The organism is Nocardia sp. NPDC051756 (assembly GCF_040681495.1).
GTDB lineage: Bacteria > Actinomycetota > Actinomycetes > Mycobacteriales > Mycobacteriaceae > Nocardia.
Window position 1 is genome coordinate 313856 of the sequence record NZ_JBFAYV010000008.1, and the last position, 19030, is coordinate 332885.

Below are 19030 nucleotides of genomic sequence, written 5' to 3' on the forward strand. Positions count from 1 at the left end.
TCCTTAAAACACGTTCAACGGTGGTGACTTAGGGAAGACTACCGGGAGGGAGACCAGCGCTCGATGGAAAGGACCTGGCCGCCAAGACAATTCACCGGGGGCGACGGCAAGTCCCAACTCGGGCAACGCATCGAGAAGCTGATCGATGGCGTCCTGAACGATCAGGTAGGCCATCGACCGGGCGGGGCAGGCGTGCGGGCCGACGCTCCACGCCAGATGCGATCGATTATCCACGTACTCACCGACACTGATGGTCGGATCGTTGTTGCAGCCGGACATGCTGATCACGACCGGCTGATGGGCGGGCAGCCAGACGCCGTCGATGAGGATGGGCTGGCGCGGGTAGGACACGCAGTAGTTCGCCATCGGCGGGTCGGTGAACAGCACCTCGTCGAGCGCGTCGCGGGTCGAAAGACTGCCGCCCAGAACGTTTCCCGCGAACCGGTCGTCGGTGAGCATCAGCAGCAGCGTGTTGACGATCAGGTTCTGCTGCGGCTCGATACCCGCGCCGTACAGCGTGACCAGCTGGTGGATCATCTCCACGTCGTCGAGCTTGGCCGGGTGCGCGAGCAGCCGCGAGGTGATGTCGTCGCCGGGCTCTTTGCGTTTGGTGTTCACCAGATCGAACAGCGCGTCGGTGAGCATCGCGTTGCCCTTGTCCGCGTTCACACCCTCGAAGATCGCGGCCATGCCGGTCGCGACCTGCTGGCCGATCTCCGGCGAGCAGCCGAGCGTCGCGTTGAGCACCGCGAAGGTGAGCGGAAAGGCGTACTGGCTGATCAGATCCGCGGCGCCGTCCTGGCAGAACGCGTTGATCAGCGGGATGGCGATCCGCTCGACGGTCGCGTGCAGGCTGTGCAGGTCGACCTCGGCGATGGCGGCCACGTTGGCCTGCCGGTACTTGCTGTGGTCCAGGCCCGCGCTGCGCAGCGCGTTCGGCCGCCACTCCAGCATCGGCAGGATCGGGCACTCGCCGGGCACGCCCTTCTGCCAGGTGCGCGGATCGGCCGGGAAATGCTCCGGATCGTTGAGGATGCGCAGCGCGGTGTGATAGCCGATCACCAGCGTGGCGGGCACGTCCGGGGAGAGGTTCACCGGAACCAGTGAGCCGTACTCGCGGCGCATCTCGCGGTAGGCGAGGTGCGGGTCGGCGGCGAATTCCTCCGAGTACAGCGATACCCGGGGACCGTCGCTGTCGATCGGTGATCCGTGCTGGACCGGGCAGGAACGCGGGGGCGTGGTCAAAGTCGTGACTCCTGACGATGGAACAGGAATTCGACGAGCGTGATCAGGGACCGCAGGCAGGTGCCCCGGTCGCGCGCGTCCAGGGAGGTGAGCGGTGTTTCGGGTGCCAGGTCCAGTGCGTCACGGACCTCGCCTAACGGGAAGTTCTTGAAGCCTTCGAACTGATTGACCGCCACCGAATACGGCACCCCGCGCTCCTCCAGCACCGACAGCACCTCGTCGGACTTCTCGATGCGCCGGGTATCGACCAGCACCAGCGCGCCGAGCGCGCCGCGAGCCAGCTCCTCCCACAACGGGACGAACCGCTGCTGGCCCGGCGTACCGAACAGGTACAGCGCCAGCTGCGGATTGAGCGTGATGCGGCCGAAGTCCATCGCCACGGTCGTTTGGGATTTGCCGGGCAGGCCGGCCATGTCGTCGACGCCGACGCTGGCCTCGGTGATCGTCTCCTCGGTGCGCAGCGGCTTGATCTCCGAGACGCTGCTCACGAAGGTGGTCTTGCCGACCCCGAAATTGCCTGCCACCAACAGTTTTACGGAACGGGTAACGGTCTCCGGCACATAGTCGACTGGACGATCAGACGGCGAGAGCACGGAGCCCATTAAGTACCTCCTCGAGCAGAGCGATCTCCGGCAGGTTTTCCGCCGGGGTAGGTGTGACCAGGTGGCCGTTGTCCATCAGATCGGCCGCGACGATCTTGACAACGGACGGCGGAAGATCGAGGTACGCGGCGATCTCGGCGATCGATAACGTGCCTCGGCGGCTACAGAGATTGACGACCCGGCGTGCGTCGGGCGTGGCACCCGGCGATGGGTCCTTTGCGGCACGGACCAGAGTGACCAGGTCCAACTCGCGAGTGGGACGGGTGCGTCCCCCGGTGCGCACGTATGCCCGAACCAAATCGGGATCACGCCGGGCCCGTGATGTCATGGCAATTCGCCACCATCGACACGCCTGCGCGGCTGGCTGCCCAGCTCGTGTCCGACCCGGCCGGCGAGTTCGTTCATCCGATGCGCGATGAGCGCGACGTCGATCTCGGGGGTGGTCGCGACACCGAGCAGCGCGCCGTCGCCCGCCGCGGTGATCAGGATCATGCCCTGGTCGTACTCGGTCATGTTCTGCCGCACACCGTTGTTGCCGTCGCCGCAGAACTCGCCGAGCGCCTTACCGAGCGAACGCAGGCCGGACGCGGCGGCGGAGAAGCGCTCCGCCTGATCGCGCTCGATGCCCGCGGAATGCGCGATTCGTAAACCGTCTTCGGACAGGAGGACCGAGAATCTGACGCCCGGGACGCTGAGGTCTTCGAGTAGCCAGCCCAGCTTGTTGCTGCTGTCGGTCACGGGTGAGGCCATCAGGATGTCATCCCTTCCGTGTGATCGGAATTATCGGATTGTTCGGTGGCGGCGGCGCGGCCGCTCTGCGAACCGGTGTGCCAGGCCGCGGCAACGTCGGGCCGGGCGAGGCCGGGTTCGGTGCGCGGACCGACCGGAGCTAGCGCGACCGTCCGGCGGCGCCGCTTCGGTAAGCCGCCGTTGGTGATCTCGTGCACGGCGAATGGCTCACTCTCACTGGGCTCTTCGCTCTCCGGTGCCCGGTGGGACGCAGTCGTCGTGACCGCCACGGGAGCGGGTTCGGCGGGGACCTCGACCGCACGCGCGGGGATCACCTCGTGCTGGCCGGGCTGCGGGGTCATCAGCAACGCCTCGGGGATGTAGACCATCGCGCGCATGCCGCCGTAGACGTTCGGGCCGTCGATGTAGACGGTGAAGCCGTAGCGGCGGGCCAGCGCGGCGATGCCGGGGAAGCCGACCTTGGGCGAGGGACCGAGCTGGTGGATGTCGACCGAGCGCTCGTGCGCGAGCACCTGGCGCGCCTCCTCCATCTGCTCGGCGTTCATCCGCACGCCCGCGTCGTCGATGATCACGGTGACGCCGTGGTGCCCCTCCTGGAAGGAGACATCCACGTACGAGGTCGGCGGGGAATAGCGCAGCGCGTTGTCGAGCAGGGTGGCCAGGGTGTGCACGAGCGGCTCCACCGCCCGGCTGATGACCACCCGGTCGAGCTGGGTGGGACGCACCCGCAGATAGTCGCGCACGCGGCCGACCGCGCCGCCGACCACGTCGGTGAGCGACTGGGCGGGCCAGCGCCGGCCGGGCAGGCCGCCACAGACGATCACGTAGGACTGCGCCTGGCGGATCATCTGCTGCACGGTGTGGTCGATGCGGGTGAGGGTTTCGTACACCTCGTCGTTGCGGTGCTCACGCAGCGCGGAGCTGACCACCTGGCTGACGTCGGCGCCGAGACTGACCACCGACGTGCCGAACGAGCGCACGGCCGCACTGGTCGCCTGCCGGGACGCGGTCGACACCTCGCCGCGCACCTTGTCCTCGGCGACCTTGATCGCCTGCTGCGCCTCGTGGTTGGTGTGGTCCCTGGTCTCGGACCGCAGCAGGCTCAGGTCGTCGGCGTATCGCTCGGCGATCCACCGCAACACCTGCGCGGTGCGTGAATTCTCCAGCCCCGGCGGCACTTCCACCGTCGGCGCCTGGCTGTCGAAGCGTCGGATCGACTCCGCGACCGACGGCAGCGTGGTAGTCGCGAAGTGCTCGACGGCTTCCTCCGCGGCTCTCTGCTCTCTGCTGAGTGCTTCGGCCCTGGCCCGCTGCTGTCGCGCGTACTGCACTGCGAACAACGCGACTGCTGCCACTACCACGAGCGCAGCGGCGAGGATCCATGAAAGCACCACGGCGATATCTTGATTCATCAGTTCTTTCGTCGTCGATTGCCGCCGAGGATTGGGTGCGCTTGCGAGTGCGCCTGCACGAGGCCGCGTCGTCTGTCCGTCATAGTGCTTCGTCTCGCCTTCCTCGCGACGCCGACCAGCACACCCTGGTCGGATCTGGTCCACGTCGGAGGACCGGCGACCGATCGGACAACAGATTGTGTCCGAACAGTTACCAGAACCCGACGCTGCGACATTAGCAGCTATGCAACCAGTTCTCGCCAGATCCAGTCACATGATTGCGTTTGCAGACATCAGATGACGGGTGCGCGGAGATGCGCAATAATGCTGCGCCACTGGTGATCACGATCGCTTGCCACGCGGTGACCAGGGGCGTTTCCGGAGTAGCGATAGAGGACACATCATCGGATCTATCTGCGGTGCCGCATATCACGCGCATGCTGTCAACCGCACCTATCCGAAGCGGGTGGGGGAACAGGGTATTGGGGGTTACTAGCGACCAGAAGTTTGCTGGAACGTCCAGTTTGTTTTAGGCGGAATCGCCCGGATGGTCCGAGTCGCGACAGTCACAGAGGTTGCCCGAATGTCGCCCGGCCGTATCCGACGCAATGATCGAGACCGATCTTCTAGCGGCAATCGGCAATGTGGAGCGTTATCCCTTCAGGTCAACTACAGCGAACCGCGGGTACCGGATACTATGCGGCCATGGCAAAGCTGAAGGTCTCCGTCGATGTGCCGATCTCGCCCGAGGACGCGTGGTCGCATACGTCCAATCTGGCTGACCTGGACAAGTGGCTGACTATGCACGAGGCGTGGCGCAGCGAGGTGCCGGAGCAGTTGACGGTCGGGACGCAGCTGGTCGGCGTTGCCTCGGTGAAGGGGCTGCGAAATCGGGTGACGTGGACGGTGAAGGCGGCCGAGGCGCCGCGGCGGCTGTTGCTGACGGGTGCGGGCAAGGGCGGCACCAAGCTCGGGCTGGAGTTGCTGGTGGCGCCGAAGGGCACGGGGTCGGAGGTGACGGTCGACATCGAGCTCGGCGGCCGGCCGCTGTTCGGGCCGATCGGGGCCGGGGTGGCGCGGGCGGTGAAGGGCGACATCGAGCGTTCGCTGGACAAGTTCGTCGCGCTGTACGGCTGAAACCGGCTCTGCGACAGGCATTCTCTAGGAGAGACACTGCTGGGCCGCCGCGGTGATTCGGCGGCCCAGGTTTGCCTTCAGGTGATCGATGACCGCGCGGGTCCGGCGAGGTAGCGGGGCGGCCGCGGCGTAGACGGCGGCGATGTCGGCGCTCGGGGTCTGGATGTCGGGCAGTACCTGGATGAGCGAGCCGTCGCGCAGCAGTGGCTCGACATGCCAGAGTGAGCGCATCACCAGGCCGCGGCCGGCCAGGCACCACTGGGTGATGACGTCACCGTCGTTGCTGATCAGGTTGCCCGCCACGCGAATCGCGAGTTCTTTGTCGCCGGTCTCGAAGCGCCACAGCGCATAATCGGATTCGTTCTCGCGCAGGATGATGCAGGTGTGCTGTTCGAGTTCTTTGAGACTCGCGGGGGTTCCGTTGCGCCGCAGGTACTCCGGAGACGCGCAGAGCACGCGGCGGTTGACCCACAGCCTGGTCGCGGTCAGTCTCGAATCCTGTAGTGCGCCGACCCGGATGTCGATGTCGAAGCCGGTGCCCGCGATGTTCAGCGGCAGGGACGAGAGGTCCAGGTCCACCTGCACTCTCGGGTTGCGCTCGACGAAATCCGCGACCAGCGGGGCGATGTGGGCGCGGCCGAGGCCGATCGTCGACCGGACGTGCACGCGGCCACGCAGTTCGTGCTGTTGCTCGGCGATCGAGTCTTCCAGCTCTTCGAGTTGGGCCGCGATCACCGAGGCGCCGGCCGCGTAGCGCTCCCCCTCCGGGGTCAGCGTCAGCCGTCTCGTGCTGCGCTGCACGAGCAGCACGCCGAGCCTGGCCTCCATCTGCGCGAGCCGCTTGCTCACCGAGGACACCGAGACGCCGAATTCGCGGGCGGCCTCGGTCAGGCTGCGGGAACGGGCGACGATGTCGAAAAAGGTGACGTCGTCGGTGGACGCACCGGACACGGCGACCTCCTCGTCTTTTCCATTCGGGAAAGAGTCTCTTTCTCGTTGCGTGCTTTTGCCGCGGAATATCCGAGCCTACCGTTGTGATCGGCCCCACACCAACGGATTCCGGGGCCGATATCAACGAGATCGGAGCACGCGACGATGGGTTCAACACACCGTATTGCCGTCATTCCGGGAGACGGCATCGGCAAAGAAGTCGTGCCGCAGGGAGTTCGGGTGCTGGCGGCCGCGGCCACCGCATTCGACTTCACTCTCGATTTCACCGAGTTCGACTTCGCGAGCGCGGAGTATTACACGGCGACCGGGCAAATGCTGCCGGACGGGTGGTTCGAGGAGCTGGCCGGGTTCGACGCGATCTACTTCGGCGCGGTGGGCTGGCCGGAGGTGGTGCCGGACCATATTTCGCTGTGGGGCAGCCTGTTGCAGTTCCGGCGGCATTTCGACCAGTACGTGAGCCTGCGGCCGGTCCGGCTGCTGCGCGGCATCAGCAGTCCGCTCGCCGGACGGCAGCCCGGTGACGTGGACTTCTATGTGGTTCGGGAGAACACCGAGGGTGAGTACTCGAGCATCGGCGGCAAGATCTTCGAAGGGACCGATCGGGAGACGGTGATCCAGGAGACGGTGATGACCAGAACCGGGGTCGATCGAATCCTGAAGTACGCCTTCGAACTCGCGCGGCGACGGCCGAAGGGGCATCTCACGTCGGCGACCAAGAGCAATGGTATTTCGATCACGATGCCCTATTGGGACGAGCGGGTCGCGGCGATGGCGGCGGAGTATCCGGATATCGACGTGGACAAGTATCACATCGATATTCTGACGGCCAATTTCGTGTTGCATCCGGACTGGTTCGATGTGGTCGTCGCGAGCAATCTGTTCGGGGATATTCTTTCCGATCTCGGTCCGGCATGTACCGGGACGATCGGTATCGCGCCGAGCGGGAACATCAACCCGGAGCGACTGTTTCCGAGTTTGTTCGAGCCGGTGCACGGGTCCGCGCCGGATATTGCCGGACTCGGGATCGCCAATCCGATCGGCCAGATCTGGAGCGGGGCGATGATGCTGGAGCATCTCGGTGAGCAGGATGCCGCGGACGCGGTGCTGGCGGCGATCGAAGCGGTGCTCGCCCAGGGGAAGTCGGGGCTGACACCGGACATGGGTGGGGTCGCGAACACGGAATCCGTTGGCGGGCAGGTGCGGGCGCGGCTCGAGGCGGCTACCTCGATGACGTCCGTGAGCCGGTCATGAGCCTGAAGACCGCGCGGACGTTCGCGCTGCCGACGTTGGACGGGATTCCGCTGGTGGTGCCGATCGTGCTCACGGCGGGGGTGCTCGCCGCGGGTGTGTTCGACGCGGTGCCGAAGAACATGATCGGCGGGCTGGCCGTGATCGTCGGGCTCGGCATGCTGCTCGGGCCGCTGGGGAATCGGCTGCCGGTGATCTCGAAGATCGGTGGCGGGGCGCTGATCTGCCTGATGGTGCCGTCGGTGCTGGTGTATTTCGGTGTGTTCAACGCGAATACGTTGGCCGCGGTGAACGCGCTGATGAAGGAGGCGAACTTCCTCTACTTCGTGATCAGCACGCTGGTGGTGGGCAGCATCCTCGGCATGAGCCGGAAGGTGATGGTGGGCGGGCTGATTCGCATCTTCCCGCCGCTGGTCCTCGGGACGATTGCCGCGGTGTCGGTGGGGATCGGGGTGGCGATGGCGTTCGGGTACGGCTTTCATCGGGCGCTGTTCTACCTCGTGGTGCCGATCATCGGGGGCGGGATCGGGGAAGGGGTGATCCCGCTGTCGTCGGCGTATGCGTCGGCGCTGGGTGGGGAGCCGGGAAGTTATGTGGCGGAGCTGATTCCGGCGGCGATCATCGGGAACATCGCGGCGGTGATCATCGCGGGGCTGTTGCGCCGGCTCGGGGATCGGCGGCCGCAGCTCGATGGTGGCGGAAGGTTGGTGAAGGTGGAAGCGCCGGTGACCACTCCCCCGGCTGCGGTGCCCGAGACCACCGGCCGCAATCACGCGCTCGGTGTGCTGATCATCTGCGGGCTCTTCGTGCTGGCCACGCTGTTGGAGCGGGTTGTGCACCTGCCCGCGCCGGTGCTGGTGATCATCATGTCGGTGGGCTGCAAGCTGTTCGGGGTGTTTCCGGCCGAGGTCGAGGACAGCGTGCGGGGCATCTACACGGTGATCGCGCGGCACTTCATCTATCCGACGATGATCGGGCTCGGCATGCTGTATCTGCCGTTGAAGAACATCATGGGGGTGATCTCGGTGGGGTATGTGGCCGCGTGTATCGCCGTGGTTGTCGCGATGGCGGCCACCGGGTTCTGGGTGGGGCGGGCGATCGGGATGTATCCGGTGGATGCGTCGCTGGTGACGGTGTGTCACAGCGGGCTCGGTGGAACCGGTGATGTGGCCATACTTTCGGCGTCGAATCGGATGAATCTGATGCCGTTCGCGCAGATCTCGACGCGGATCGGCGGGGTTACCACGGTTATTTCGGCGGCTGCGTTGATCAGGGTGTTCGAGGGATGAGGGTTTTGGTTGCGCCGGACAAGTTCAAGGGGAGTCTGACGGCTGCCGAGGTTGCCCGTTGGCTGGCCGTCGGTCTTGCCGAGGTCGGGGTGGGGAGTACGCAGCTGCCGCTGGCGGATGGTGGGGACGGGAGTGTCGATGCTGCTGTCGCGGCTGGGTTCTCGGGGCGCTCGTGCACTGTCGCGGGTGCGGTGGGTATGCCGTCGCGCGGGCGGATTGCGGTCCGTGGCGATACCGTCGTGGTCGAGGTCGCGAATACTTGTGGGTTGAGTACCTTGTCCAATGGCCGGAAGCAGCCGCTCGATGCGTCGAGTCTTGGTTTGGGGCAGGCGATTCGGCAGGCGTTGCGGTTGTCGCCGCGGCGGGTGGTGGTCGGGCTCGGGGGTAGTGCGAGTACCGATGGTGGCATGGGACTGCTTGCCGCGTTCGGGTTTCGGTTCCTCGATGCCGAAGGGCGGGTTCTGCCGCCTAGCGGGCGGGCGTTGCTCGAAATCGCTGGGGTCGACAGGGCTGCGGCGGTGCGGTTGCCAGCGGTCGATCTCGTGGTTGCCAGTGATGTCACGAACCCGTTGACCGGGGTCGATGGGGCCGCTGCTGTGTACGGGCCGCAGAAGGGGGCTTCGGCGCAGGAGGTTGGCTTGCTCGATCGCGGACTCCGCCACCTCGTGGAGATGTTGTCCTGCAACCGCTTTCCGGAGGCCGGGCGGCTCGCTGCGGTCCCTGGAGCGGGTAGCGCGGGCGGCATAGGGTTCGCCGCCATGCTGCTCGGCGGCCGGATGACATCCGGCGGCGAGTTCTTTCTCGATCTGCTCGACTTCGATCGGCATTGCGCCGAGGCGGATCTGGTGATCACCGGCGAAGGGAGTCTCGATGCGCAGACCGAACGCGGCAAGCTGGTCGCCGTTGTCGCACGGCGGGCCAAGGGCATTCCGGTCGTTGCGGTCGCGGGGCGCAGCGAGATTCCTCGAATTCGATGGATTTCGAACGGCTTTGCCGACGTCTACGCGCTCGCCGACTACACCGACCGGGATACGGCGGGCGATCCTGCGCTGACGGCCGACCTGCTTGTGCGCATCGGTCGCAGGATCGGGCGCTCCCGATTGCTCCAGTCGACCGGGTGACGATGCTCGCGAATCGTTGTCCTGAACGATCTCGTTCGGTCAGCTCGACAGGTCTGCGGTGACCAATCGATAGCCCAGGTCCAGGTGTGGCTGATCGAGGAGGTCGGCGTAGCGAGACTTCCACTCGCCGCTCGCCAAGTCTTGCTGTAGCCGTGCCAATCCTGGTTGCAGCTGTGGTTTCGGCGTCAACGCCAGCATCGACATGCCCGCTCGAACTGTCTCGTCGAGATAGGCCTCAGGCCTGCGCCAGTAAGCACCACCGAAGCCGTCCACGCAATCGTGCGGGACCGGGATCGGCTGTATCTCAGGGTCTTTCAATAGTGCAGTAAGCCGCGACAGCGGGACGGCAAGCTTCCCGTCGGTATCGCCTGCCGCCGGCAGATAATCCCGCACCAGCCAAAACTGGCGGTACACCTCGTGATCCCACGTGAGAATCACGATGCGCCGCCGCGCAACCCGACTCATCTCGGCGATGCCACGTTCGAGGTCGGTCCAGTGGTGGATGGTCAGCACCGCCAGCGCCGCATCCACCGCCTCGGTCCGCACCGGCAGGTCCTCGGCGGTTGCGCGAATCGCAGGTGCCGCCCCCACCGGACGTTGATCGATCATCACCCGACTCGGCTCGACAGCGAGCACCGTCCGACTCGGCTCGTACGAACCAGCCCCCGCCCCGACATTCAGTACCGTATGCATCCCTCGCAGCGCAGTCGCGATCACGTCCGCAATACGTGGATCAGGTTGCCGGGTCCGCGAATACGTCCGCCCAGTCGTGTCGTAGACAGTCATCACCGCGCCCTACGGCAACCGAGGACGACGAGACCGCCGCCTCCCCTCGCGCTGTTGATCGACATGGTCGGACCCTACCGCGCGCGGTGCGCACACCGAATCTGTGTATCCGGCACGACATACGCCAGTCGATCAGCGAGTCGGAAATCCCGACGCGGCCTACGATTGTGCCGGTGCAGGACGACGCAGAGATGGCGATCCGCGTTACGGACGAGATCGCCGAGATCCGCAGCGGTCAGCTGGTCGAGAAGCTGAAGGGCTACCTCGTTCGTCCGCGCGCCTGCATGCTCGACTGGGACTACGGGGACCGGCATCCCGAATTCCGGGAGCCGCGTTATCCCGGGTTCATCGTGGCCGAGTTTCCCGAGTCCGGGACGGGCATCGCCTACTCCGAGTACGGCTTCGGCCCAACCCACGCGTGGGGCCTTATCGGGCTCGAAGCTCCTGGATTCGGGATGGACTCGGGATGGTTCGCGACGCTCGAAGCCGCGTTTCGCGATTCGATGGCCTGGGACGGGCCGCCTCCTCCATGGATGTAGGCAGTGGGCACCCGGGCAGGCCGCCGCTGGCACCATCTTCACAGGCGTTTTGTGAAAACGCGCAGTTCAGAAGCTGTTTTTACTAGCATTTCTTGATCGCGCTGGTTAGGGTCTAGAACATGGATTCGAGCAGCGAAGTGCCGCAGGAACGGGTCGCCGACCCGCTGCTCGCTGCCGCCACCGACCTGCTCGACGCGCCCCTGACGCCGCTGCCCGATGACCAGTTGCTCGAGCTGATGCGTGACATGGAGAAGGCCACCCGCATCCTGGCCGCAGTCGGGCATCGACTTCTCTGCGAGGCCTCCGAGCGGGGACTGCCGTCGCGCACCGGTGCGGGCACGCTCAAGAAACTGCTGATGCAAACCCTCCGTCTGTCTCACGCGGAAGCGGCGAGCCGGGTCGCCGCCACTCGGGTCCTCGGCGTGCGCCGCGATGTCACCGGCGCCGTTCGCCCACCGGAATTGGCAAACACCGCGGCGGGGCAGGCGGCGGGGGACATCTCGGCCGACCACGCACGCCGGGTGGCCGCGGTGATGAACCGGGTGCCCGGCGGCGTGAGCAATCCGGAATACGAGGCCGCGGAACAGGTCCTGGCCGATTTCGCGCGGACCGGCTCCCCCGACGACATCGGCAAAGTCGGCGAGGCGATTCTGGCGCACCTGGATCCTGACGGGAAACTGTCAGACGACACCGATCGCGCCCGCATGCGCGGTATCCGCATCGGGAGTCAACGGTCAGATGGGATGTCACCGATCTCCGGCGAGATCACGCCAACCCTGCGTGCGCTCCTGGATCCGGTCGTGGCAAAGCTGGGTCGACCGGGGATGAACAACCCCGACGATCCCGCAAGCCCTTGCGGCGACAGTGAATACGTCGATCGCGACGAGCTGGCCGCTGCGGCAGGCCGGGATGTGCGCAGCGCTGCCCAACGCACGCACGATGCTGTGCAGGCTCTCCTGGAGCACTGTGTTGTTCCGGAGAAGCTGGGCTCGCATCGCGGATTGCCGGTCTCGACGATCTTGACCATGAGCGTCGCCGATGTCGAGAAGGCTTCCGGGGTCGCAACGACTGCCACCGGCGGCACCGTGCCGATGGCCGAAGCATTGAAGTTGGCCGAGGAAGCTCAACCGTTCCTCGCGGTATTCGACAACGACGGTCTGCCGCTACATTTCGGCCGTTCCAAACGTCTCGCGACCGCTGCACAACGGTTGGCGTTGATCGCCACCTTGCGCGGCTGCACGCGTCCGGGCTGCGACGCGCCCGCCAGCATGTGCGCCGCCCACCACGTCACCGACTGGAACAGCGGTGGTCCCACCGACATCGACAACGAAACGCTGGCCTGCGACCGCTGCCACGCCATGATTCACAACGGTCCCGGCGGCTGGAAAACCGTTGTCCTCGGCCCGGACTCGAAATACCCGGGCCGCACCGGCTGGATCGCCCCACCGCATATCGACCCAACCGGTACTCCGCGAGTCAACCACCGCCACCACCCCCGCGAACTACTCGTCGAAACCATGGAACACGATCCCGGCCGAGTTCATGGCGACGGCGCAGCGGAACACGCCTCAGGATCACCCATGCTCGATGCGCAGGCCGGCGCCGATGAAAAGTACGCCGCCGAGGAGGAGCCGCAGATTCCGCAGTGCCAGACTCCGACGAGTCTGCGTCGCCCTCACCGCGGCGCGGACCCCGCCCGTATACACCGCAGACCGACTCTCGATCACGACACCACTCATCAGCAAAGCCCGGCCCACGACCCCGGATGAGCCATGCCGAGGTACGGCACCACACAGCCGCCAACAACGGCGACCCCGCCGTTCGTCGACCGAACCCCGCAGCACCTCAATCTGCCGAGGCCCAGAACAATGTGTGTCCGCCGGCACCTTCGGGCACGAACTCCTCACGGGCGATGATGAATCCGGCGCGAACCAGCCAGTCCCGGTAGGTGCCGGCGTCGGCGTGACTCCACCACATGGCCGCACCGCCGCCCAGCCAATCCTCGTCGGTGCCGGTCCAGGCGGTGTGACCGGTCGTGCCGACAAACCAACCTCCGGGCCGCAGCCACGTGGAGATCTTGTTCAGCAATGCGAACTGCTCGTCGAGAGGCATATGGATCAACGCGTAGAAGCAGACGATCGCGTCGAAAGAGCCGGCGGCAAATTCAACAGCGGCCGCATCGGACCGGATGAACTCGGCGGCCGGCACAAGGCGCCGTGCCCTGTCGATCTGGCCGTCACTGATGTCGACGCCGACGACACGCCGCCCAGCCGTTGTCAGTGCGCGAGCGACCGGAAGACCTGACCCACAACCGAGGTCGAGGACCGTACCGCCTTCCGGGACGTGATCGCACAGTTCGGTCAGCCACGCCGCGTACTTCGTCTCAGCGCCATACGCCTCGTCGTAACGAGACGACAGCGTGTCATATCCACGCCGAACGAGTTCTTTCGGATCGTTGTCGGCATCCATCGGAGCATCGTCCCATCGCACAGCGCCGATAGCTGCTCAATATCGCGGCTATTCCGACCGGGCGGCGCTGACCGCGAACACAACAGGCAAGGCCTGCATCACAAGGTCGGCGCAGCTGCTGGTCGACGACGCCGCGACGGCTCCCGGTCGTGCCGAGATCGATGGCGACAGCTAGCAAATCACCTCTCGTTCGCGAGCCAGCGAGAGTTCAGTTCGCGCTCGGCATCTGCGGTGAGCGAGCCGAGAACGCGCAGACGAGCGATACCGCCGTCCGGGTAGATGTCGACACGAACGTGTGTGGCAGGGCGGTCGGTGGGGGTGAGACGGAATCGGTGGGGTGTGTCGGGTTGCAGCGTCGTCCTGGGCAGCAACTCGTACCAGGCCTTATCGTCGGTCGGCGGAAGCGGTTCGGGCCCTTGGTGATCGATGGCGAGGATGCGGGTTTCTCCGGGAGCGTTGAACAGCAGGTTGGTGGTATCGAGTTCGATCAGGGCGGGAACACCCTGTCCGGCGAGCTCGATGACGGCCCAGTCGTTTCCAGTGTCGCGGCGGCGCGCGGTTTCCCAGCCTTCGGCCTGGTTACGGGCCAGGCCGGGCGAGAGCATGTTGTCGGGTGCCGAGTAGAACATGTTGGAGCAGCCCACTGTTCGGGCGCCGTTTTCCAGGGCGGCCAGGTCGACGGTGAGTCCGGTGAGCAAGGTCGGGTCCGGCACCACCTCGCCGTGCACGCGCAGCCGAGCGACTCCGCCGTCCGGGTAGATGTTCAGGCGGACGTGAGTGAAGATGCGGTCGTCGGAAACCGGCAGTTCGCGCTTCGCGTCGCCGCCGAGTGCGCTGCGCGGCACGATCTCCACCCATTCGGCCGAATCCAGTTGCTCCGGTGACGGATAGCCGGGCGCACGGCATGCCTCGATCGAGGTGAACGGCGGATAGTTGCCCTTGAACCACGCGGTATCGATGACGACGCCGCGGATCACACCGGGCATGCCGAGCCGGATGATCGCCCAATCGTGGCCGGGTCCGCGATGCCGCCGAGTCTCCCAGCCGTCGTACTCCTGGCCCTTGGGCCCGAAGGTGTGCTCGGCGAAGCGCGGTTCCCAAGGATTGATGAGGTTTTCGCGTTCCTCGAACGACTCGTCGCTGGCGGCGATCACCCCGGCGCGGTTGGTGCGTAGCGCCAGGTCGGGCAGGCTGGTGAAGTCAGACATTGTTCCCTATCCGGTTGTGGTGCAAGGAAATGAGCTGGCCGGCGGGCGGCCGGCCGTTACCGACGACGCGACCGCGGAGCCAGGTGGCGTGGACAAGGCCGCGCAGTTCGCGCCCGCCGTAGGGCGTGATGGGATTCTTGTGCGCGAGCGCCCCTGGATCGACGGTGATCGGCGCCCACGGGTCGAAGGCGACCAGGTCGGCATCGCAACCGACCGCGATCCGGCCCTTGTGCGGCAACCCGGCCAATTCCGCTGGCGCGGAGGCCATCCACCGGACCACGTCGGTCAGCCGGAACCCGCGCTCGACCGCAGCGGTCCACACCGCAGGCAGACCGATCTGCAAGGACGAGATCCCACCCCACGCGGTCGCAAAGTCGCCCTCCTTCAAGTCCGGCGTGCACGGCGAATGGTCGGAAACCACACACGACAGCACCCCGTCGGCCAAGCCCTGCCACAACGCGTCCTGATTACCTGCGTCGCGAATCGGCGGGCAGCATTTGAACGCGGTGGACGACGCCTCGGCGGCAGACAGAGTCAGATAGTGCGGGCAGGTCTCCGCGGTGATCCGGACACCACGCGCCTGTGCCGCCGCAAGCGGTTCGAGACAGGCCGCCGCGGAAACATGCAGGATGTGCGCCCGCACGCCGGTCAGTTCGGCGAGCGCGATAACCTCTTGAACCGCAGCCTTTTCCGCCGCTCCCGGCCGCGAATCCAGGAACGCACCATACGTCCCGTCCACCGGATCATGAAGTCGCACCGGATCTTCGGCGTGCACGACCAGCAACCCGTCGAACTCCACGAGTTCGCGCATCACCTGCTCCACCTCACCGAGCCCGAGCGGCGGGAATTCGTCCACCCCGGACGGTGAGAGGAAACATTTGAAGCCGGCCACACCTGCCTCGTGCAGCGGCCGCAGCGACGACAGGTTTCCCGGAATCGCACCACCCCAGAACGCGACATCCACATGGCACTGCCCCGCTGCCACGGCCTGTTTCGTCGCCAGGTGCGGCACATTAACCGTCGGCGGCAGCGAGTTGAGCGGCATGTCGACGATCGTCGTCACCCCGCCCGCCGCGGCCGCCTTGGTGGCCGTGGCGAAACCCTCCCACTCGGTCCGCCCCGGCTCGTTGACGTGCACGTGCGAATCCACCAGACCGGGCAGCACGACGAGGTCGGCCAGGTCGGTGGTCGCCGCCGCGACCAGCACCGCGTCGTAGTCCGCCAGCTCGGCGATCTTGCCGTCCTGCACGGCGATCGACGCCGCGCGAATTCCCTCCGGCAGGGCGACCCGCCGGGACCGGATAACCAGATCATGCATGAGCACTCGCTCCCAGCCAGGCGCCGGCGATCTCCCCGGCGAGCCGTTCCAACAGGGGTCCTGCCTTCGCCATGCAGACCTCGGGGTCGGGTTCGAGATCGGTCAGCGCGTACGCCTGCTCGATGTGCGCGCCGCGCAACTGCTCGCCGGTGAGCGAGCGCTGCCCGGCCACCGCGACGACCGGCACGGTGGCGCCTGCCGCGGCCCGAGCGACCCCGACCGGAGCCTTGCCGTGCAGGGTCTGCGGGTCGAGCGAGCCCTCGCCGGTGATGACCAGCCGCGCCCCCTCGACCTGCTCGGCGAAGGACATCAGGTCGAGGATGATCTCGATGCCCGGCCGCACCGTCGCACCGAGGAAGGCGAGCGCGGCATAGCCGACCCCACCCGCCGCGCCCGCGCCCGGGCGGTCCGCCACATCGGCGCCGAGGTCGCGTTCGACGATCGAGGCCAAACGTGCCAGGCCCCATTCCAATTCGTCGATGTCGCTTTGCCGCGCCCCCTTCTGTGGCCCGTAAACCTGTGCGGCGCCGCGCGGCCCGAGCAGCGGGTTGTCCACGTCGGAGGCGACGATCACCGGCACTTGCAGCATGTCGCTGGCATCGATGCGCGCCAACCGGGTCAATGCCGCACCACCGCGCGGCAACTCCCGGCCGTGCTCGTCGAGGAACCGAACGCCGAGCGCGGACATCATGCCCACTCCCCCGTCCGTGCACGCGCTGCCGCCGAGACCGAGCACCACGCTGCGCGCGCCGCGGGTGGCGGCCGCGCGGATCAGCTCGCCGGTGCCGTAACTGGTTGCGGTCATGGCGGTTTGGAAGGTCGGCCGAATCGGCAGCCGACGCAGGCCGGACGCTTCCGCCAGCTCGATCACGGCGGCCTCGCCCCTCATCGCGAACGAGGCGGCCACCGGTAACCCCAGCGGACCGGCGACACTCGTCTGGAAGCGGACGAAGCCCGACTCCACGACGGCGTCGACCGTGCCGTCGCCCCCGTCGGCCACGGGCATGGTGACGACGGGGATGTCCGGGCGTGCCCGGCGGAGTCCGGTCGCGATGTGCGCGGCGACCTGAGGCGCGGTCAGCGACCCCTTGAACTTGTCGGGGGCGACGACACAATGTCCCTCGCGCCACCCGCCGCGCACACCGCTCGAGCGTGGAGCGTCCGGCCCGCTCACCTGCCGCCTCCGACCGGTTCCGGCTCCGGTTCGATGGCGACAGTGGCAGTGGGTGCGTCCGCGGCGGACAGCGCCAGCTCCTCGAATTCGACGATATTGTCGATTTCCAAGCCCATGGACACGTTGGTGACGCGTTCGAGGATGCATTCGACGACTACCGGCACCCGGTGCTCGGCGATCAGCTTCTTGGCGTCGGCCAAGGCCTGGCCGATGTTTTCGGGCTCGAAGACGCGGATCGCCTTGCAGCCCAGTCCTTCCGCCACCTTCACGTGGTCCACGCCGTATCCGCCGACCTCGGGGCTGTTGAGGTTGTCGAAGTCGAGCTGCACGTAATAGTCCATCGAGAAGTTCCGCTGCGCCTGACGGATCAGGCCCAGGTAGGAGTTGTTCACGAGCACGTGGATGTAGGGGATGTTGAACTGCGCGCCGACGGCCAATTCCTCGATGAGGAACTGGAAGTCGTAGTCACCGGACAGCGCGACGACGGTGGCGTCGGGGACGGCGGTGGCCACGCCGAGGGCGGCGGGCAGGGTCCAGCCGAGCGGTCCGGCCTGTCCCGCGTTGATCCAGTGCCGTGGCTTGTAGACGTGCAGCAGCTGCGACGCTTGGATCTGCGAGAGACCGATCGTGCTGACGTAGCGGATGTCGGGTCCGAACGCCTTGTTCATCTCCTCATAGACCCGCTGCGGCTTGATCGGCACATTGTCGAAGTGAGTCTTGCGCTGGCCCAGCTGCTTTCGCGCCCGCACCTGGCCAGCCCAATCGGACCGATCGCGCAACGTACCCGCCGCCGCCAACTCGCGGGCGACCTCGATGAACACCTTCAACGCCGCACCAGCATCCGAGGTGATGCCGAAATCAGGGGCGAAGACCCGTCCGATCTGCGTCGGCTCGATGTCGACGTGCACGAAAGTGCGGTCCTTGGTGTAAGTCTCAACCCCGCCCGTGTGCCGATTGGCCCACCGATTGCCGATACCAAGCACGAAATCGGACTCCAACATCGTGGCGTTGCCGTAGCGATGCGAGGTCTGCAAGCCGACCATGCCCGCGTGCAACGGGTGATCATCGGGGATCGTGCCCCAGCCCATCAGCGTCGGCACCACGGGAACACCGGTCAGCTCGGCGAATTCGACTAGCAGCTCAGCGGCGTCGGCATTCACGATGCCGCCACCGGCCACCAGCAGCGGACGCTCGGACGCGTTGAGCATCGCGATCGCCTTCTCCGCCTGAGCACGAGTCGCGGCGGGGCGATGCACCTGCAACGGCTCGTATGTCTCGATGTCGAACTCGATTTCGGCGAGCTGCACATCGATCGGCAGATCGATCAGCACCGGACCGGGGCGACCCTCGCGCATCAGCCGAAAGGCCTTCTGAAAGGTGCCTGGGACCTGCGCAGGTTCCAGGACGGTGACCGCCCACTTGGCCACCGGCGCAGCGATAGATGCGATATCGACGGCCTGGAAATCCTCCTTGTGCAACTTGGCCACCGGCGCTTGCCCGGTGATGCATAGGATCGGAATGGAATCGGCGCTGGCCGAGTACAACCCGGTGATCATGTCGGTGCCGGCCGGACCCGAAGTACCGATGCACACGCCGATGTTGCCGGCGGTGGCGCGGGTGTATCCCTCAGCCATGTGCGAGGCAGCCTCGACGTGACGGGCAAGCACATGCTTGATGCCACCGTGCGCGCGCATCGCGCTGTAGAACGGATTGATCGCCGCTCCGGGCAAACCGAACGCCTGTGTCGCGCCCTCTTTTTCGAGAATCAACACCGCGGCGTCGACGGTACGCATCCGTGCCAT

At 66.3% G+C, this 19030-nt stretch carries 18 protein-coding genes; 6 read left to right on the forward strand and 12 right to left on the reverse strand.

The features are described from left to right. Window positions 1–3: 3 nt before the first annotated feature. Genes AB0M22_RS34120 through AB0M22_RS34140 form a run of 5 tightly spaced genes read right to left on the reverse strand, consistent with a single transcriptional unit; the run spans window position 4 to window position 4009 of the window. On the reverse strand, window positions 4–1245 hold the full coding sequence (locus AB0M22_RS34120) for a cytochrome P450 (protein WP_364735701.1): 1242 nt from the start codon (window positions 1243–1245) through the stop codon (window positions 4–6). Further along, window positions 1242–1847: an ATP/GTP-binding protein gene (locus AB0M22_RS34125; protein ID WP_150407765.1), complete on the reverse strand. Its 606-nt coding sequence runs from the start codon at window positions 1845–1847 to the stop codon at window positions 1242–1244. The genes AB0M22_RS34120 and AB0M22_RS34125 overlap by 4 nt, the downstream gene beginning before the upstream one ends. Continuing rightward, window positions 1822–2175: a DUF742 domain-containing protein gene (locus AB0M22_RS34130; protein WP_364735703.1), complete on the reverse strand. Its 354-nt coding sequence runs from the start codon at window positions 2173–2175 to the stop codon at window positions 1822–1824. Before AB0M22_RS34130 ends, AB0M22_RS34125 begins: the two co-directional genes overlap by 26 nt. Further along, window positions 2172–2597: a roadblock/LC7 domain-containing protein gene (locus AB0M22_RS34135; RefSeq protein ID WP_364735705.1), complete on the reverse strand. Its 426-nt coding sequence runs from the start codon at window positions 2595–2597 to the stop codon at window positions 2172–2174. The genes AB0M22_RS34130 and AB0M22_RS34135 overlap by 4 nt, the downstream gene beginning before the upstream one ends. Next, on the reverse strand, window positions 2597–4009 hold the full coding sequence (locus AB0M22_RS34140; protein WP_364735707.1) for an ATP-binding protein: 1413 nt from the start codon (window positions 4007–4009) through the stop codon (window positions 2597–2599). Before AB0M22_RS34140 ends, AB0M22_RS34135 begins: the two co-directional genes overlap by 1 nt. 684 nt (window positions 4010–4693) lie before the next feature. On the opposite strand from AB0M22_RS34140, the gene AB0M22_RS34145 reads away from it, so the two are divergent. Then, on the forward strand, window positions 4694–5125 hold the full coding sequence (locus AB0M22_RS34145; RefSeq protein WP_364735709.1) for an SRPBCC family protein: 432 nt from the start codon (window positions 4694–4696) through the stop codon (window positions 5123–5125). Between the two features lie 24 nt (window positions 5126–5149). Here AB0M22_RS34145 and AB0M22_RS34150 read toward each other — a convergent pair whose 3' ends face one another. Further along, window positions 5150–6076, reverse strand: coding sequence for a LysR family transcriptional regulator (locus AB0M22_RS34150; RefSeq protein WP_364735711.1), 927 nt, complete (start codon window positions 6074–6076; stop codon window positions 5150–5152). Between the two features lie 144 nt (window positions 6077–6220). Here AB0M22_RS34150 and AB0M22_RS34155 point away from each other — a divergent pair, with 144 nt between their 5' ends. The 3 genes from AB0M22_RS34155 to AB0M22_RS34165 are packed head-to-tail and all read left to right on the forward strand — an operon-like array spanning window position 6221 to window position 9734. Further along, the gene (locus AB0M22_RS34155) at window positions 6221–7327 is read left to right on the forward strand and encodes a tartrate dehydrogenase (RefSeq protein ID WP_364735713.1); all 1107 of its coding nucleotides are present in this window, start codon (window positions 6221–6223) and stop codon (window positions 7325–7327) included. Next, on the forward strand, window positions 7324–8613 hold the full coding sequence (locus AB0M22_RS34160) for a 2-hydroxycarboxylate transporter family protein (RefSeq protein ID WP_364735715.1): 1290 nt from the start codon (window positions 7324–7326) through the stop codon (window positions 8611–8613). The genes AB0M22_RS34155 and AB0M22_RS34160 overlap by 4 nt, the downstream gene beginning before the upstream one ends. Continuing rightward, complete coding sequence (locus tag AB0M22_RS34165; RefSeq protein ID WP_364735717.1) at window positions 8610–9734, forward strand: glycerate kinase; 1125 nt, start codon at window positions 8610–8612, stop codon at window positions 9732–9734. Before AB0M22_RS34160 ends, AB0M22_RS34165 begins: the two co-directional genes overlap by 4 nt. A 39-nt stretch (window positions 9735–9773) precedes the next feature. Here the strand turns inward: AB0M22_RS34165 and AB0M22_RS34170 are convergent, their stop codons facing one another. Next, entirely contained in the window at window positions 9774–10427 is a 654-nt protein-coding gene (locus AB0M22_RS34170) for a class I SAM-dependent methyltransferase (protein ID WP_364736121.1), read from the reverse strand. A gap of 266 nt (window positions 10428–10693) precedes the next feature. Between AB0M22_RS34170 and AB0M22_RS34175 the strand changes: the two genes are divergently transcribed. Together AB0M22_RS34175 and AB0M22_RS34180 are read left to right on the forward strand one after the other, a co-directional pair. Beyond that, window positions 10694–11059, forward strand: a complete 366-nt coding sequence (locus AB0M22_RS34175) for a hypothetical protein (protein WP_364735719.1) — start codon at window positions 10694–10696, stop codon at window positions 11057–11059. 119 nt (window positions 11060–11178) lie between these two features. Beyond that, window positions 11179–12828: a DUF222 domain-containing protein gene (locus tag AB0M22_RS34180; RefSeq protein WP_364735721.1), complete on the forward strand. Its 1650-nt coding sequence runs from the start codon at window positions 11179–11181 to the stop codon at window positions 12826–12828. Window positions 12829–12904: 76 nt separating this feature from the next. Here the strand turns inward: AB0M22_RS34180 and AB0M22_RS34185 are convergent, their stop codons facing one another. The 5 genes from AB0M22_RS34185 to gcl form a co-directional block, all read right to left on the reverse strand. After that, on the reverse strand, window positions 12905–13528 hold the full coding sequence (locus AB0M22_RS34185) for a class I SAM-dependent methyltransferase (RefSeq protein ID WP_364735723.1): 624 nt from the start codon (window positions 13526–13528) through the stop codon (window positions 12905–12907). A 179-nt stretch (window positions 13529–13707) separates the two neighbouring features. Continuing rightward, window positions 13708–14736: an allantoicase gene (gene alc / locus AB0M22_RS34190; protein ID WP_364735725.1), complete on the reverse strand. Its 1029-nt coding sequence runs from the start codon at window positions 14734–14736 to the stop codon at window positions 13708–13710. After that, entirely contained in the window at window positions 14729–16054 is a 1326-nt protein-coding gene (allB, locus tag AB0M22_RS34195) for an allantoinase AllB (protein ID WP_364735727.1), read from the reverse strand. The genes alc and allB overlap by 8 nt, the downstream gene beginning before the upstream one ends. Continuing rightward, the gene (locus AB0M22_RS34200) at window positions 16047–17228 is read right to left on the reverse strand and encodes a glycerate kinase (protein ID WP_364735729.1); all 1182 of its coding nucleotides are present in this window, start codon (window positions 17226–17228) and stop codon (window positions 16047–16049) included. The genes allB and AB0M22_RS34200 overlap by 8 nt, the downstream gene beginning before the upstream one ends. Beyond that, a complete protein-coding gene (gcl, locus tag AB0M22_RS34205; protein WP_364735732.1) occupies window positions 17225–19030 on the reverse strand; it encodes a glyoxylate carboligase in 1806 nt (601 codons plus the stop codon). The genes AB0M22_RS34200 and gcl overlap by 4 nt, the downstream gene beginning before the upstream one ends.

What these genes read in the sequence shown, in the direction of transcription:
- AB0M22_RS34130 (WP_364735703.1), bottom strand. Translation starts at nt 2,175, where the DNA reads ATGACATCACGGGCCCGGCGTGATCCCGATTTGGTTCGGGCATACGTG.
- alc (WP_364735725.1), bottom strand. Translation starts at nt 14,736, where the DNA reads ATGTCTGACTTCACCAGCCTGCCCGACCTGGCGCTACGCACCAACCGC.
- AB0M22_RS34160 (WP_364735715.1), top strand. Translation starts at nt 7,324, where the DNA reads ATGAGCCTGAAGACCGCGCGGACGTTCGCGCTGCCGACGTTGGACGGG.
- allB (WP_364735727.1), bottom strand. Translation starts at nt 16,054, where the DNA reads ATGCATGATCTGGTTATCCGGTCCCGGCGGGTCGCCCTGCCGGAGGGA.
- AB0M22_RS34165 (WP_364735717.1), top strand. Translation starts at nt 8,610, where the DNA reads ATGAGGGTTTTGGTTGCGCCGGACAAGTTCAAGGGGAGTCTGACGGCT.
- AB0M22_RS34140 (WP_364735707.1), bottom strand. Translation starts at nt 4,009, where the DNA reads ATGAATCAAGATATCGCCGTGGTGCTTTCATGGATCCTCGCCGCTGCG.
- AB0M22_RS34135 (WP_364735705.1), bottom strand. Translation starts at nt 2,597, where the DNA reads ATGGCCTCACCCGTGACCGACAGCAGCAACAAGCTGGGCTGGCTACTC.
- AB0M22_RS34185 (WP_364735723.1), bottom strand. Translation starts at nt 13,528, where the DNA reads ATGGATGCCGACAACGATCCGAAAGAACTCGTTCGGCGTGGATATGAC.
- AB0M22_RS34170 (WP_364736121.1), bottom strand. Translation starts at nt 10,427, where the DNA reads ATGCATACGGTACTGAATGTCGGGGCGGGGGCTGGTTCGTACGAGCCG.
- AB0M22_RS34125 (WP_150407765.1), bottom strand. Translation starts at nt 1,847, where the DNA reads ATGGGCTCCGTGCTCTCGCCGTCTGATCGTCCAGTCGACTATGTGCCG.
- AB0M22_RS34145 (WP_364735709.1), top strand. Translation starts at nt 4,694, where the DNA reads ATGGCAAAGCTGAAGGTCTCCGTCGATGTGCCGATCTCGCCCGAGGAC.
- gcl (WP_364735732.1), bottom strand. Translation starts at nt 19,030, where the DNA reads ATGGCACGGATGCGTACCGTCGACGCCGCGGTGTTGATTCTCGAAAAA.
- AB0M22_RS34180 (WP_364735721.1), top strand. Translation starts at nt 11,179, where the DNA reads ATGGATTCGAGCAGCGAAGTGCCGCAGGAACGGGTCGCCGACCCGCTG.
- AB0M22_RS34155 (WP_364735713.1), top strand. Translation starts at nt 6,221, where the DNA reads ATGGGTTCAACACACCGTATTGCCGTCATTCCGGGAGACGGCATCGGC.